Source organism: Microbacterium pollutisoli (genome assembly GCF_053586795.1).
Genome location: NZ_JBNYWT010000002.1, coordinates 416,490 through 432,476, shown reverse-complemented (window position 1 = coordinate 432,476; position 15,987 = coordinate 416,490). Strand labels below are relative to the sequence as shown.

9 protein-coding genes are annotated in these 15,987 nt (G+C 67.7%); 5 read left to right on the top strand and 4 right to left on the bottom strand.

The genetic code is table 11. The annotated features are described in order from the left end of the window. Positions 1 to 458: 458 nt before the first annotated feature. Positions 459 to 1,970, bottom strand: a complete 1,512-nt coding sequence (locus ACQ143_RS06855) for a TIR domain-containing protein (RefSeq protein WP_449569959.1) — start codon at positions 1,968 to 1,970, stop codon at positions 459 to 461. Positions 1,971 to 2,400: 430 nt separating this feature from the next. On the opposite strand from ACQ143_RS06855, the gene ACQ143_RS06850 reads away from it, so the two are divergent. Beyond that, positions 2,401 to 4,185, top strand: a complete 1,785-nt coding sequence (locus ACQ143_RS06850; protein ID WP_449569958.1) for an ATP-dependent nuclease — start codon at positions 2,401 to 2,403, stop codon at positions 4,183 to 4,185. A gap of 578 nt (positions 4,186 to 4,763) precedes the next feature. On the opposite strand, the gene ACQ143_RS06845 is transcribed toward ACQ143_RS06850, so the two are convergent. The 3 genes from ACQ143_RS06845 to ACQ143_RS06835 form a co-directional block, all read right to left on the bottom strand. Continuing rightward, on the bottom strand, positions 4,764 to 6,923 hold the full coding sequence (locus ACQ143_RS06845; RefSeq protein ID WP_449569957.1) for a glycoside hydrolase family 3 N-terminal domain-containing protein: 2,160 nt from the start codon (positions 6,921 to 6,923) through the stop codon (positions 4,764 to 4,766). Positions 6,924 to 6,996: 73 nt separating this feature from the next. Then, positions 6,997 to 8,298, bottom strand: a complete 1,302-nt coding sequence (locus ACQ143_RS06840; RefSeq protein ID WP_449569956.1) for an ABC transporter substrate-binding protein — start codon at positions 8,296 to 8,298, stop codon at positions 6,997 to 6,999. A gap of 128 nt (positions 8,299 to 8,426) precedes the next feature. Continuing rightward, entirely contained in the window at positions 8,427 to 11,588 is a 3,162-nt protein-coding gene (locus ACQ143_RS06835; RefSeq protein ID WP_449569955.1) for a glycosyl hydrolase, read from the bottom strand. Positions 11,589 to 11,743: 155 nt separating this feature from the next. Between ACQ143_RS06835 and ACQ143_RS06830 the strand changes: the two genes are divergently transcribed. The 4 genes from ACQ143_RS06830 to ACQ143_RS06815 all read left to right on the top strand — a co-directional run bounded on the left by ACQ143_RS06830 (position 11,744) and on the right by ACQ143_RS06815 (position 15,976). Next, positions 11,744 to 12,709, top strand: a complete 966-nt coding sequence (locus ACQ143_RS06830; protein ID WP_449569954.1) for a carbohydrate ABC transporter permease — start codon at positions 11,744 to 11,746, stop codon at positions 12,707 to 12,709. 3 nt (positions 12,710 to 12,712) lie between these two features. After that, positions 12,713 to 13,549 (top strand): carbohydrate ABC transporter permease, encoded by an 837-nt coding sequence (locus ACQ143_RS06825; RefSeq protein WP_449569953.1) that lies wholly within the window; start codon positions 12,713 to 12,715, stop codon positions 13,547 to 13,549. Between the two features lie 106 nt (positions 13,550 to 13,655). After that, entirely contained in the window at positions 13,656 to 14,450 is a 795-nt protein-coding gene (locus ACQ143_RS06820) for a TIM barrel protein (RefSeq protein ID WP_449569952.1), read from the top strand. Next, complete coding sequence (locus tag ACQ143_RS06815; RefSeq protein ID WP_449569951.1) at positions 14,447 to 15,976, top strand: GMC oxidoreductase; 1,530 nt, start codon at positions 14,447 to 14,449, stop codon at positions 15,974 to 15,976. The genes ACQ143_RS06820 and ACQ143_RS06815 overlap by 4 nt, the downstream gene beginning before the upstream one ends. Positions 15,977 to 15,987 lie beyond the last annotated feature (11 nt).

The window sequence follows — 15,987 nt, the reverse complement described above, 5'->3', positions numbered from 1 at the left end:
AAATCGCGCCCGAGGACATCCGGCAAGCGGCTTCCTGGCCCGTCTGGATTGAATACCTCGACGACGACTCCCCTGCCCGCCAACTGCGACTCGGCTTCGACACACAAGGACGCCTCCTCGAGACCGTGGTGCTTGTCTCGACAGCGGCAACGAGCTCGTGATCCACGCCATGAAGGCGCGCTCGAAGATGCTTGACCTCCTACCCTGACGTCCGCAGGCTACGCCATCGCACCGCAGGCCACGGGGCGGGTGGACGCCACCGTCCCTCAACCGTCGCCCTGCCCGTATGGGGATCGCTATTCGAGCGATGCTCGAATGCGGTGCCGCAGCGGGCGGCATAGCGGTCGATGAGCTGAAAGAACCTCAGACATCACAGCGAGTCGCTCAGATCACGGCGGAAAGCGGGCGCAACGGGGTATCTGCCGATCTTTCGCCAATAACAACTGGATTGCTTCGTCTTAGGGCTTCACCTCGCTGACAACGGGAATGTCGAGTTCCTCATCGACCAGCCCCAGCTTCTTCGAAATGACCGCCGCGTGCTCTAGCGCTTGAGGGAGCGCCGCAGCATCAGGGTCAAAGTTCAATCCACCTCGGTCGCGCGTCTCGTCAAAGGGCCCGGGAGGAATCTTGGTCGACCAAATCGGGATGACCTGGCCCTGCGCGATGCGGTCTTTGTATTTGCTGGCCTCAAACAGGGTCCACCGCTTGCGGCCGTACATCTCCCCAAGAATCGCGACAACGTATCGCGAGCCTGACTCGTAGATGGGCGCGAGAAACGACTCGACGTCCTCTCCAAGGAAACGGTGCTGCTCCGTCATGTCGTAAAAGACGGTGTGCCCAAGGTCCTCCAGTGCATCGCGCATCGCGTCGGCGTACGCGCGATCCTCACCGGCGAATGACAGCGCGATGTCGTATGTCTCGTCGTAATCCACCTTTGCGAAGCCAACTTCACGCACGAAGTCCGGCCACGAGATGGACCGAAGATAGAATGTGAGCATCGGATCCTCGACGGAGAGGATCGCGCTATGAGGGTTGAAGTGAAGTAGGCGACTGATCTCGGGAGTGTTTACAAGCTTCTCGAGGTACCCGCGATCAAGCACCAGGAAAACGCTGGCCTTCTCGTTCGGGTGTCGACGCATCTCGTCGTGTAGGGAGATTCCCCAGGCGTCAGACTCGGACAACCAACGAAGGATATGCAGATACGGGGCGCGCCCGCTCGGCCGGAAGCGCGTTCCGCGTGCGAAACTCCGAACCGCGTCGCCAAACCGGTCGCGCTGTCTTTCGACAACCTGACGCTGGACGGCCGCGTAGGGGGTGGCCACGTCTGCCGTTTCCTCAGGTCGCTCGATCACCTCGGCCTGAATGCAGGCATTCATGCAGAGCAATTGCGCTATGTAGAAGCTGCCGCGGGACTTCTCGACGATGTGCGGCTTCGCCGCAATCGTGACGTTCAGGGCCGCTTCGCCCGCCTCGACAAGCTCCTGGATCTTCTGCGGCGACTCGACCTCGAAGCGCACTACTTCGAGTCGATTAGTGAGGTCCGGCGATGTTTCGACTAGAGACTTCCCGGCGTCGTTGATGCCGATAATCACCAGCTTTCGCTTCTCGTCCTCCGCGTCAGCAGTGACCTTTAAGAGGTCGGCAATCCTGGCTTTGACTGACTCTTCGAGCCGGTGAAAGTCGTCGATCACCACGGTCCCGAAGTTTCCGAGGTCGGGGAGCACCTCGAGGTACTCGACGTCCGTGGGCTCGCGCGCGCTCAGCCGAGTGACGTCGTTGTCCAGCTCAAGTTCGCGGAGCGCCTTGTCGATCGCTGTCGACTTCCCGATTCCTGATGGACCCTCGACGATGACACCGCGGCCGGGAGTCCGTAGCGCGACTTTCAATCGCGGGAAAGCGGCAGGGCGCACGAAGGTATGCGTTGGGATGCCGGAAGTCTTGAAGACTTCTTCGACGCGGAGCACAGTCATGAAGCTCATCGTATGTAAACAGCCCGACATCGCGAGCGCAGACATTCGGTCCAGCCCGACTGGGGCGTCGCACGGACACGAGCCCGGGAGAGAGAACTCCAGTTAGCCGGGGACGCGGCGGCGTCATGTGGACTTGCGTGGGCAAGCATCTCCGTGCGGCAAGGAGGAGCCTCGCCTTCAAGCGCCGGAGCCTGAATCGAGCGGCACAGGACGCTGCGAGGATGCGAAGCGCAGAACTCGAACTCGCCGCCAATCGCATTCCGAGAGCCGATCTTCAAGCGCAACTGCTCGCGGCAGACGAAACCGTCGCCGCAATCAGGCTCAGATTCGCTTGGGCCTCAGCGCAGGAGCACCATGCCGCCACGCGGTGTCGCGCGTCGGACCAGCGCGGGTGCTGAGTGCCATCATGAAGGGATCGAGGGGGAATACGGTGACACCGCGCCAAACATTGAAGACGCTGAAGCTCGTGAACTACAAAGGGTTCGAGCAACACACGATCGCGCTGCGTGCGGAGAATATCCTCATCGGCGCGAACAATGCGGGTAAGTCCACCGCCCTTGGCGCTCTCCGCCTAATCGCGGCCATGATACCGACCGCTCGACGAACTGCGCCGACGACGGTTGGCCGTGTTGAAGGTCGTCCGGTCCGTGGCTGGCCTATCACTGCCGCCGCGATCGAATCATCGGCGTTCTCAAGCGACAATATCCGCCATGACTTCCGTCCATCGGAAACTCGAATCGAGGTCACGACGAGCCTCGGGGCGCGGGTCGTCGCGTCGTGGGCGACTGTGGACGATCCAGACGAACCTCCCCCTACCGGCACGCTCTCTGTCTTTCCACCGAGAGATGTGAATCCGCCGCCGCGCACAGTAGCGCTGACGATGGTGCCGTCGATCGCAATCGTCCCAACCTTGACGCCACTTGAACAGCACGAGTCCCTCGTAACAGACGAAACTGTGAAGAAGTACCTCAGCAGTCGCCGATCTTCGAGATACTTCCGAAACGCGTTGTCGAGGCTGAGCTCCGACGACTGGGAAGAGTTTTGCTCGTTCGTTTACGAGCGCACCCCAGAACTGAGTAATCTCACGATCAACCGCTCTTACGGAAGCGACACGGACGCCTTCGACCTCTTCTATGAGGAGGAACGATCTCGACACGAACGCGAGATCGGCTGGGCGGGGGATGGAGTCCAGATCTGGCTCCAAGCGTTGTTCCACTTGTGGCGGCAGCGCAGCGCCGATGTCGTGATCCTCGATGAGCCCGACGTCTTTCTTCATCCGGATCTACAGCGTCGGCTAGCTCGCACACTATTCACTTCGCCACAACAGACGATCATTGCTACACACAGTGTCGAAGTTCTCGCAGAAGCCAATCCGGGAAGCGCTGTGTGGATCGATCGCTCGCGCAGAAATGCTGAGCGACCCCGGACAGATGGCTCATTGGCGTTGCTGGGCCGCCGTCTGGGCAGCGGCTACGAGCTCGGCGTTGGACGTGCGCTGCGAAGTCGAACCGTGTTGTTCGTGGAAGGCGATGATGCTCCAGTCATCGCGGCATTCGCGCGAACATTGGGAAAAATGGGCGTAGCTAGGTCCGAAAACTATGCAACGGTCCCTCTGGGCGGCTTCGGGAAAAACTGGCGCGCGGGCGCTTTCGCGGAAACCATGGCGGCCCTCGGTGGAGACATCCACTCGCTGGTCATCCTCGACGGCGATCTGCGAACGACTGAGGCTATTGAGTTCGAACTTGCGCAGATCAGGTCGACAAACGCGATAATCCACGTCTGGACGCGGCGTGAGCTAGAGAACTATGTTCTGGAGGCCGCTGCTATCGCAAAGGTTGCTGGCATCTCGATAGGTCGAGCCGAGACGCTTCTGAGTTCAGCTATCGAAGAGCACCGAGGCGAGGCCACCATCGCGCTCCAGTCGCAAAGGCTTGATGAACGACGCCTCAAGGTCGGCGGGACCGGAAAGCTGTCTGAACGAACCGTTCTGGAGCGGTGCGCTATCGAGTTCGATGAGACGTGGGCCACAGAAGAAGGCCGTCTGTCGATCGTCGACGCAAAGCTCGTTATCCGTTCGCTCAACCGCGCGCTCAGCGCGGACGGTAATCGGACACTGAATGTGCAGACGCTGGCCAAGGCGATGCCCCCGCGGGCGCTTGCACCCGAAGTGGCGAAGGTGATCAGCCACCTGGAAGACATGGTTGCGCGCGCGTGAAGCTCGATGCTCGGGAGCCGGTCGCGGATCAACGACGTGCGAAGCGAGCGGCGCTGCTCAAGCGCTAACTTGCGAGAGCATCGGCAGCATGCCGAGGGACAGACGCGCTAGGAGCCGGCCAGGGGTGGGTGATCGCCTCAATGCCGAGGGCCACATACCGTACGGAAGCACGAGCGCCACACCGGTGCAGAAGCGCCGGGCGACACCGGAAGAGATCGAGGATCGCGGCGCGCAAGGAGAAGCGAGACTCGCCTGCGTCCGGTGAAGCCACGAGCTGAATTCGGTGCCCGTTCTAGGCCTCTCTGGAAGCGGACTGACGCGGACACCCGATCCGAACGGCGACTGTGCCTTTGGCCGGGCCGGCGCTCAAATGTAGCGCGATGGACGGTCCCTCACCGCCCACCCCGACCCGCGGACAGCGCCCTCACCTTTCGCCGGAGCGCGGTAGGTTCGCAAGACCCGTCCGGTGAAATGCACGAAGACCGGACGACAACTGCAACGTCGCGCCTGAGAAGTCACGTCGCGGGAACGCGCGAGACGGCCAGAGTCTCTTCGTCCACCCGCACGGCGTCGAACCGTCAACCGCCGACGCGGAGCTCCACGACCGTCGTCTCGTCGAGCCGTGGTCCGACGTGCAGCCGGAACAGACCGGGCTCGACCGCGAGGGTCGCGGCGACGTCGTCGACCCACCACGTGGCGAGCTGCTCACGCCCGATCTCGAACGAGAACGTCGTCGTCTCACCAGCAGCGAGAGACCGCCGCTCGAACGCCACCAGGCGCCGGACCGGCTGCGCGACGGAGGCGACGGGATCCTCGACGAACACCAGTATCGTCTGGTCGCCGGCGCGGTCTGAGACGTTCGTCACGTCGACCCCTAGCGTCGCGACCGCACCGGCATCGAGCTCGGCGAGCGAGACCTCTGCTCGCGAGATCCGCACCGCATCGGTGGTGAAGGTGGCGTACCCCGACCCGTGGCCGAACGCGAACTGCGGCCCGAGATCGAGGTCGAGGTACTTCGACGTGTACTTCTCGTGTACGTTGTCGGGCCCGTGCACGCCGATGTCGGTCGTGTCGGCCACGAGCGTGCCGCCCGTGGTCGCCGGTCGCCCGGTGCGCTCGTGCGCAGCATAGATCGGCACCTGCCCGGCCGACCGCGGAAAGCTCATCGGCAGCCGGCCGGCCGGTTCCGCGTCGCCGAACAGCACGTCGACGATCGCCGGCGCTGCCTCGGTGCCGCCATGCCAGGCGACGATGACCGCCGCGACCCGGTCGACCAACTCGGCGATCACCAGCGGACGACCGGTCACGAGCACGACGACCACGGGGATGCCGGTGCCCGCCAGCCGCGTGATCAACTCCTCCTGCCGGCCGGGCAGGCGAAGGTCGCTGCGCGACGCGGCCTCACCGCTGAGATGGCTCGGCTCACCCGCCAGCACCACGGCGACGTCGCACGACGCTGCCGCCGCGACCGCGGCATCCACGTCGTGATCCGCGCCGAAGACGTCCGTACCTGGTTCGACGACCACAGTGGCGTCGGGATGCCGTTCGCGCAGCGCCGTGGCGACATCGGTGGCGGGCGCGCCGAACGACTGTGTCCATGCGCCCAGGTGGTCGGTCGACTCGGCGAACGGACCCGTCAGCAGCACGCGACCGGTCGGCGCCAGCGGCAGGATGCCGTCGTTGGTCAGCAGCACCATCGACCGCACCGCCGCGGCACGCACCTGCGCGCGGGCGACTGCAGTCGGCGCGACGACCTCGGCATCCTCGTCCACGTAGGGACGCTCGAACAGGCCCAGCCGCTCCTTGAGCGTGAGCACCCGCGCGACGGCGTCGTCGAGACGCGCCGGATCGACCTGCGCCGCACCGACCTCGGCGGGCGCGCCGCCCATCTCGACGTCGAGCCCGGCCTCGTACGCGAGCCGCACCGCCGACTCCAGATCTTCGGCGACGCCGTGGGGGAGCAGGTTGCGCACGCCGTCCGCGTCGCCGACGACGACACCGTCGAAGCCCCACTCCTGCTTGAGCACACCGGTCAGCAGCCGCCGGTGCGCGTGCATCGGGATGCCGGAGACCGTGTTGAACGCGGCCATGACCGACGCGGCGCCCTCGGCCACGGCAGCCCGGAACGGCTCGAGGGAGACGTTTCGCAGCCGATGCTCCGACACGTCGACGGTGTTGTAGTCGCGGCCGCCCTCGGGCTGGCCGTACGCGACGAAGTGCTTCGCCGTCGCCGCGATCGACCCGCGGTCGGCGAGGTCGTCGCCCTGGTAGCCGCTGATCATCGCACGGGTCATCAGCGAAGTGAGGTGGACGTCCTCGCCGAATCCCTCCGACACGCGCCCCCACCGCGGATCGCGGCTGATGTCGGCCATCGGCGAGAAGGTCCACGTGACCCCGCCCGAGCGCGCCTCGGCGGCAGCCAGCCGCGCCAGGCCCTGCACCATCGTGGGATCGAACGATGCCGCCTGCGCCAGCGGGATCGGCGCGATCGTGCGCTGACCGTGGATCACATCGAGCCCGATCAGCAGCGGGGTGCCGAGCCGGGTCTGCTCCACGGCGATCCGCTGCAGCGTGTTGGTGGCAGCAGCCGACCGCGGCCAGAACGTCGCACCCACACCGGAGCGGACGAGCTCTGCCGCATCGTCGGCACCGGGTCGGAAGACGATCTGCAGCTGGGCGAGCTTCTCGGCATCCGTCATGCGGGCGAGCAGTCCGCGGACGCAGTCGCTGGGATTCATGTGACGTCTCCGGGGTGAACGTGATGATGCCCGGGGCGAGCGCGCCCCGGGCATCAGTCGTGGTGGATGAGGCTCAGCCCCAGGCGGCATCCATGTCGGCGAGCACGTCGTCGACGGTCTTCTGACCGGTCAGCAGACCCTGCACACCCGAGCCCAGCGTGTCGTAGACGGCCGGGTTCGGCCACGTGGCGTTCGGTAGACCGACGTATGCGCCCGTCTCGAGCAGCTCGCCGACCGGCTGGTACGGAGCCAGCAGGTTCTCGGTCGTCGCGCCCGTGATCGGCACCATGCCGGCGAGGTCGGCGAACGTCTTCGACTGCTCTTCACCTGCGACCCACTCGAGGAAGTCGGCCGCAGCGGACTTGGCGGAGTCGTCGGAGCTGGCGTTGACGGCCCACGCGTAGTTGGCCGAGGCGAGCAGCAGGTCGCTCTGGCCGGATGCCGGCGGGAACGCCTGCACGGTCAGGTCGACGCCCGCTGCCGCGCCGATCGAGGTCGCAGCCGAACCGGGAACGGCAGCCGAGAGCGCCGTACCGCCGCCGATGCCGGCCGTGATGTTGTCGAACGTGCCGCCTGCGACGCCGTCCTGGAAGCACCCCGACTCGTTCATCTCGACGATGTCTTCGAGGGTCTCGCGCCAGCCGTCGCTGTCGGCGAAGGTGACGTCGCCTGCTGCGCGCTGCTCGTTCCAATCCGGCGTCTCGTCGTACACGCGGGTCGCCGAGACGAGCATCGACATGAGGCCGGTGTTGAACGCGATCGCACCGGCCAGCACCGTGAACGACTTGCCGCCATCGCGCGCCGTGGCGCAGGCATCCAGCAGCTCGTCGTACGTCGCCGGGTACTCGCTGATGCCCGCTTCTTCAGCGGCAGCGCCGTTGTACACGAAGCCGACCGGCATGAGCCCGGTGGGCTGCCCGTACGCGTTGCCGTCGGAGCCGTAGAGCGTCTCGGTCCCCTCGGGGATGACGCTCGCGGCGCTGTCGATCGGCTCGAGGAAGCCCGCGTCGGCGAGGGTCACGACCGAGATCGGCTGGCCCGTGCCGGGTGCGAGGATCATCACGTCTGCCGCGTTGCCGCCCTGCAGCTGCGTCGTGACCTGCGTGTTGTACGCGTCGGAGGGATAGGGGATGACCTCGATCTCGGCGCCGGTCTCCTGCGAGTACTCGTCGAGGATCTTGGCGTAGTAGTCGTCCTGGTCGTTGGCCTGCGCGACCATCACCGAGAACGACCCGGCGCCCTCGGCATCCGGGTTGTCGCCGTTGTCGCCGGTGTTGCCGTCTCCACCCGTGCACCCCGCGAGCGCGAGTGCGCCGATGAGCGGCACCGCAATGAGGGCGGCCCTGGTGCGCCGGCCGGCTGTCTGCTGTGTCATGTCGACCCTTTCGTGACTTCGTTGTCGCCAGCGATTTCGGGTTGCTGGCACGGCCGCTGGCCGTTGATCCAGCATGGCACACATATGCCGGTTTCTGACATTTGGTGCGCTTATATTGGGCAATAGCGTCAGTGATGCGGTGCCGATGTCCACAGCGTCAGGCCGCCCGACAACCCGGCGGGCAGCGGAGCCGCGTCGGGCTCGAAGACCGTCGTCATCGGCGCGAACAGCTCACCGGATGCCGCGGTCGCCTCGCCGATGAGCCGATTCCGCCACGGGTTCGCGACGTCGATCTCGATCGAGACCGGGCCCTCTCGCAGCCTCCCGGTCACGTCCAGCCGCCACGGCGCCGTCCACACGATGCCGGCCGCTTCGCCGTCGAGACGCACCCGCGCGACCCCTGCGAGCTCGCCGAGACACAGTTCGGCACGCGAGGCCTGCGCAGCATCGGCGGTCACCGTCAGGGTCGCGCGATACGTCGCGACGCCGGACCGCCCGGGGTCCAGTTCGGTCCACGGTCGCGGGTCCGCACCGAGCGCGGTCGGTTCACCACCGGGCGGAGTCACCCGCCAGTCGTGCGCTCGGCCGGCTTCGTGCAGCGGCTCGTCGGCCGGTCCGGCGGCGGGAACGAGGAAGGCCGATCCGAACGGCGGCAGCTCGAGCAGGCCGCCCTCGTCGGTGGCCGGCAGGGGCGTGGTGGTCACGGAGACCGGATCCCACACGCTCATCGGCGCATCGGTGTGCACCCGCACGCGCCTGGGCGCCGGGTCGGGGTTGGCGACGAACGTGATGCGCTCGCCATCGACCAGGCGGGAGATGACGCGCACCCCCTCGTCGCGGACAGGGCCGGGCTGCTCGCCGAGGCCAGCCAGCACACCGGCGACGTCATCGGTGTCGTGCACGTTCGGGCGCCCGGCATCCCAGATGCGGTCGCACGCGCGCCGGAACCGGTGCGCATCGTCGGCGAGCGACGGCGATTGGTCGGGGCGGCGCCCCACGACCGTCGCGCCGGCGTCGACGAGATCGGCGATCCGTTCCACCGTCGCGACGGTGAGGCGATGTGAGCTGCCGCTCAGCAGCAGCACGCGATACCGCGCACCCTCGGCGACGAGATCGCCGCCATCGACGCGCACCACCTCACGCAGGGCATCCGGTCCGATGTAGTCGAAGTCGTAGCCGCTGGGCACAGCGCGGTCGAACCGCTCAGCGAACAGGCCCGTCACGGGCGCTTCTTCGCCCACGAACACCGCGACCTGCACGTCGGGTCGTCCGGCCGATAGCACGGCGCTGCACCGCGCGAGATAGTCGATCCACGGTCCCGCCAGCGCTGACCACGTCTCGTGCCGGGTGAACACCTGCCCGAGGAACGGCGCGAGTGCGATCCCCGGCGGCGGCGCCGCGAGCGGCTGATGCGGCGACGTGTGGATGCAGAAGCGGGTCACGCCGAGCGCGAGCTGCAGGTCGGCGACGTGCTTGAGCGAACCTGGCGTCGACGACCACGGCTCGTCGAACGCGGTGAACGACTCGGCGCCCGTCCACCGCCTGCCGTACACGTGCGCGACCGACGACGCGCCCTTCAGATCGGCGACGTACGTCGGACGCGGTCCGGCGTGCGGCGGGAACGTCCACATCGCACCCATCGGCACGTCGGCGTGGGAGCGCATCGCGAGGTCATCGCCGAGCTGCGGGCGAGCGTCTTCGAGCGCCTCGGCATAGCTGGTCATGCCGCGCCGTCGCGCCTGCGCGGCAAGGGTGCCGTAGTACTCGGCGGCCAGCAGCTCGACCAGCGTCCGCCGGTAGTCGGAGAGGAACCGGTCACTCTCGGGCGCCGACCCCACGACGTACCCGGCCAGCGCCGGCAGGCGGTCGGTCAGGTCGTAGCTGCACCGGTCACGGAATCTGTCGGCGATGGCATCCGTCCAGTTCTGCGGACCTGCCTCGATGCTGTCGCTCAGCAGCGCATCGGCACCTTCCGGAGCGAAGTGGGCGAGATGACGGTCGAGGTAGGCGGCGACCCGCGCGCCGTCGAGCTTGTCGACCTCGAGGCCGGTGGCATCCGCGGGTGCGGGGCCGTTCGTCTGACCCGTGAGCGACGCCCCGAATCGGAGCACGCGCCACCGCCCCGCCGGAGCCGTCCACCGCAGACGCCCGCCTTCGACGAACGCGGTCAAATCGAGCACCTCGTCCGGTTGCACGGCGCCGACCCCGGCGGCGATCGGTGTGTCGACAGCGTCGTAGTCGGCGACGACACCGAACCCCGCCTTCGCTTCGGCGTGGTGCACGCGGCCTCGCGGATGCAGGGCGAACTGCGTCACCTCGAACGCGTCTGCGGAGCGCAGCACGGGCGGCATCCGCACGCCGTCCGCCATCGGCGGCAGCGCCTCGGCGGCGCTCGCGCCCGACAGCGCCAGGCGGAACGCCCGCGCGGTGACCGGCGGGAACGATGCCGTGCGCGCTGGGATGCCGGTGGGCGCCAGTGCGACGATGTCGTGCGCGATCCCGTCGTCGTCGAGCCACTGCAGCACCGCATCGGGCGACGGGGCGGCGCCGAAGCCGCGCGGTCCGGGCAGGCCGACCGTCACCGCCGTCACCGTGACGGGCTCGTCGAACTGCTGCGTGATGAATGCTTCGGACCACCGATCCGGCGACCGCGGCAGTCGGATCGCACGCTCGAAGGATCCGTCGACGAGCACCTCGGCATCCACCGCGTCGTCGCCGTGTGCCATGCGGGCGGGATGCAGCGGCTCCTGCTCCGGGCTTGCGGGGACGGCGACGACGCGCCAGTCCACGCACCACCGCCGCGGATCGGTCGCACCCCATCGCGCGCTGTCCTGATAGAGCCCCTCGACGTCGGGCAGCGGCGCGAGCTCGATATCGACCGGGCCGTCGCCGTCGATCACGGTCTCGGACCAGACCAGCTTCTTCATCGCGTCGGCGGGTTGCACCCACGGCGCACCGGCGGCGCTCCACCCCGACGAGGTGGCGACCGCCACCTCCATGCCGAGCTCGGCAGCGACCGTCCGCACCCGCCGCATCGCCGCGCGCCACGCGTCGGTGCCCGGTCGCACCGGCTCGTCGACGACGAGGGGAACACCCATCCCGCCGTCGAAGATCTGCACCCCGCGAACGCCCACCCGGTGCAGCCAGCGCAGGTCGGCCTCGAGGCCGTCGGAGTCGACGTTGCCGTCCATCCAATGCCACCAGACGCGCGGGCGCGCCTCGTCGGACGGGTCGGTGAACGCCTGCCAGAGCCGGCGGTGCAGGGGGCGCTCGTCATCGTGCGTGTCCACGCTTGGTATCCTGCCAGCGCACCCCGGCGGTGACGCCCGCCACCCACTTATGCCCGATATCGGTATATGTGATGTGTGGTTCCGACGCAAGCGTGCGAGAGTGATCCCACGTCGCCTCCGCCGAGGGGGGCGCATGACGACGGAGTCAGGACACGATGACATCGACGATCGAGCCCGACAGCACGAGAACGCTCACGGTACCCAAGAACGCCCGGCGCACGCCGCGGCCCTACGACCGCAGCAAGCGGCCGCTCATCAGCTACGGCCACTGGTGGTGGGCGCTGCCGGCGATCGTGCTGGTGGTCGGCGTGCACTACCTCGCCACACTCACCGGCGGCTTCTTCGCCTTCACCGACTGGACCGGTCTCGGCGACTGGAGCTTCATCGGCGTCGACAACTTCGTGCGCATCTTCGAAGATTCCGCGCTGGTGGGCGCCGTCTGGAACACCCTGTTCCTCGCGTTCGGCTCCGTCATCCTCACCAACGTCTTCGGCATCCTGTTCGCCCTCGCGATCAACCGCACGCTCAAAACCCGCTACATCCTGCGCACGCTCCTGTTCATGCCGGTCGTGCTCAGCCCCCTCGCCGTGGCCTACGTGTGGAAGTTCATCTTCCAGTTCAACGGTCCGCTCAACGGGATCCTCGGCGCGCTCGGCCTCGAGGAGCTGCAGAAGGTGTGGCTCGCCGACCCGGTCTGGTCGATCTGGGCGATCCTCGTCACCGTCGTCTGGCAGCAGACCGGCTTCACCATGGTCATCTACCTCGCCGGTCTCGCATCGGTGCCCATGGAGATCGAGGAGGCGGCCGCCCTCGACGGCGCCAACATGTGGCAGCGGTTCTGGAACGTCACCGTTCCCGCCATCCGCCCCTCCATCGCGATCGCCACGACCCTCGGCATCATCCAGGGGCTGCGCATCTTCGACCAGATCCTCGCGCTCACCGGCGGCGGTCCAGCAGGGGCGACCGAGACCCTCGCGACGCAGGTCTACAAGCAGGCCTTCTCGCTCGGACAGTTCGGCTTCGGCTCGGCGCTCGCGCTCGTGCTGACCGTCATCATCCTCATCTTCGCGATCTTCCAGCAGTACGTCACCCGCGACCGCGACGCGGTGGGAAGGGCCTGAACCATGTTCCGCTACACGAAAGCCACCGCCGTCCGCGAGGTCGTCGTCTGGATCATCACCCTCATCGGCCTGCTGCCGCTGTACATCCTCGTGGTCACCGCGCTGAAGTCCGACCAGGAGGCGCTCACGACGAGCGCCGTCGCACCGCCGACGTCGATCGACTTCTCGGCGTTCGTCACCGTGCTGACCTCCGAGGGGCGCAACAGCATCCCGATGAGCATCCTCAACAGCGTCATCATCACGGCGGGCGCCATCGTCGGCCTCGTGCTGCTGGGGTCGCTCGCCGCCTACGTCATCACCCGCCGCACCCGCACGTGGACGAACCTCACGTTCTACCTCGTGCTCATCGCGATCATCCTGCCCGCGCAGCTGGGCACCGTGCCGCTGTACATCGGTGCACGTTCGATCGGACTGACCGGCAACCACCTCGGCATGATCCTGCTGTGGATCGGCTTCCTGCTGCCGCTGAGTGTCTTCCTCTACGCGAGCTTCTTCCGCGGACTCACGACCGAGTACGAAGAGGCGGCGGTCATCGACGGCGCCTCGCCCACGCAGGCGTTCTTCCGGGTCGTGCTGCCGCTGATGGCACCGGCCACCGGCACCGTCGCGATCCTCGCCGGCCTCATCGTCTGGAACGACTTCTTCAACTCGCTGATCTTCCTCGGCGGCTCCACCACCCAGACCCTCCCGGTCGCGATGTACACCTACGTCGGTGGTCTGGTCTCGGCGTGGAACAAGATCTTCGCCGTCGTGATCATCTCGATGATCCCGATCCTGCTGTTCTACACGTTCGCGCAGAAGAAGTTCATCCAGGGCTTCGCCGGAGGCCTTAAAGGCTGACCGCGGGGTGACCCGCACCGATTCGGGGGCGACCGGATCGTCGAGCGGATGCCGCGGCATCCGCACGTCGCCCACCACATCCGAACCGCGTCTCCAGGAGGAACCCATGTATCAGCTCGCACCCAACATCGAATTGCTCTTCACCGAAGCCGGCGACTACCACGACCGTGTGCGTGCGGCGTCGGCGGCCGGATTCGACGCCGTGGAGATGTGGGGCCCGACCGGTGCCGACGCGCCGTCGACGCCGAAGGACCTGCCCGCGCTGAAGGCCGCGCTCGAGGAGACCGGCACGCAGCTGACGGCGCAGCTCGCCGAGCCCCGCACGCAGTTCATGATCCCGCCGTGGGATCACTCCGAGTTCTTCCGCAAGCTCGACGAGGGCGTCGCGATCGCCCACGAGCTCGGCACGCCGCGCATCGTCGTGGGCAGCGGCACCGGCTTCGGCGGGTGGAAGCGTCAGGTCCAGCTCGACAAGCTGATCGAGATCTATCAGAAGGCGACCGCCCAGATCGACGGATCGGGCATCACCCTCGTGCTCGAACCGGTCAACGTCCGCGTCGACCACCCCGGCTCGCTGCTGGACCGCACGGCCGAGGGCGTGTACGTCGCGCGCGGCGTCGACTCGCCCTTCTTCGGTATCCTCTACGACATCTATCACTCCGCCGTCGAGGGCGAGGACATGGCCGCCGAGCTCGAGAACGCCGGCGATCTGATCCGCTACGTGCAGCTCGCCGACGCCCCGGGCCGCGGTGAGCCGGGCACCGGGTCGCTGGACTGGCCCGAGCGCCTGCGCATCCTCCGGGCGTCCGGATACGACGGACCGATCGGGCTGGAGTACTACCCGACGCAGGAGTCGGCGGTATCGGTGCGGCACATCGTCGAACTGGCGGCGACGGCGTGAACGCGCGCGTCTACCCCGCCGAGGTCGACGTCGCCATCGTCGGCAGCGGCCCGGCCGGCGCCACGTTCGCGCGCATCCTGACAGAGCAGGCTCCGCAGTCCACGATCGCCATGTTCGAGGTCGGCCCGACGGTGTCGGACCCGCCCGGTGCGCACGTCAAGAACATCGCGGATGCCGAGGCGCGCGCCGCCGCGCAGCGTGCGTCCCAGGGGCCGGGTGAGGGCGCCGACACCGTGAAGGACCCCGGTGCGGTCAAAAGCGGCCAGCGTCGCGGGCGCCCGGGTACGTTCCTGCTCGAGCGGGGCTACCAGGTCGACGGCGAAGACGGACTGCCGGTCGCAGCGTTCTCCAGCAATGTCGGCGGCATGAGCGCGCACTGGACGGGTGCCTGCCCGCGCCCCAACGAGAGCGAGCGCATCGGCTTCGTCGACGACCTCGACGAACTGCTCGCCGAGGGGGAGCGGCTTCTCGGCGTCACGACCGACGCCTTCGACGCCTCACCGTACGCGGCGCTCGTCCGCGAGCGGCTGGCCGCCGCCGTCGACGAGGGTCGCGACGAGCACGCTCGCGCCCAGCGGATGCCGCTCGCCGTGCACCGCCGCACGGACGGGAACCTCGTCTGGTCGGGCTCCGACGTCGTGTTCGGCGAGGAAACCCGCGCCAACCCAAACTTCACGCTTTTCGACGAGTCGCTCGTCACGCGCGTGCTCCTCGAGGATGGCCGGGCGGCGGGCGTCGTCGTCACCGACCGTCGCAGCGGCGCGACCCATGAGGTCCGCGCCCGCTTCGTGGTGGTCGCCGCCGACGCGCTGCGCACGCCGCAGCTGCTGTGGGCGTCCGGCATCCGTCCCGCCGCCCTGGGGCGCTACCTCAACGACCAGGCGCAGGTCGTCTTCGCCGCCCGCATCCGTGACGCCGTCGGCGACACCGATGCCGTCTCGGCCGACCGGCCGGGCGCAATCGGTCTCAGCGAGCAGAGCGGCGTCAGCTGGATCCCGTTCACCGACGCGATGCCGTTCCACGGCCAGATCATGCAGCTCGACGCATCTCCCGTGCCGCTCGCCGACGACGACCCCGTCACCCCCGGTTCGATCGTCGGTCTCGGCCTGTTCTGCGCGAAGGACCTGCAGGACAGCGACCGTGTGGAGTTCGCGGGCGACGAGACGGATGCCTACGGCATGCCCGCCATGACGATCCACTACACCCTCACCGAGCGCGACCAAGCGGTGCTGGACCACGCGCGCGAGGAGATCGTGCGCCTCGGGCGCGCCGTCGGAGAACCGCTCGAGGACCGACCGTTCACGATGCCGCTGGGATCGTCGCTGCACTACCAGGGCACGGTGCGCATGGGGCAGGCCGACGATGGCACGAGCGTGTGCTCGCCCGACAGCGAGGTGTGGGGCGCGCCCGGCGTGTTCGTCGCCGGCAACGGCGTGATCCCGACGGCGACGGCGTGCAACCCGACGCTCACGGCGGTCGCGCTGGCGGTGCGGGGCGCGCGGCATCTCGCGGAATCGCTTGCTTAAGTGTGATTCCG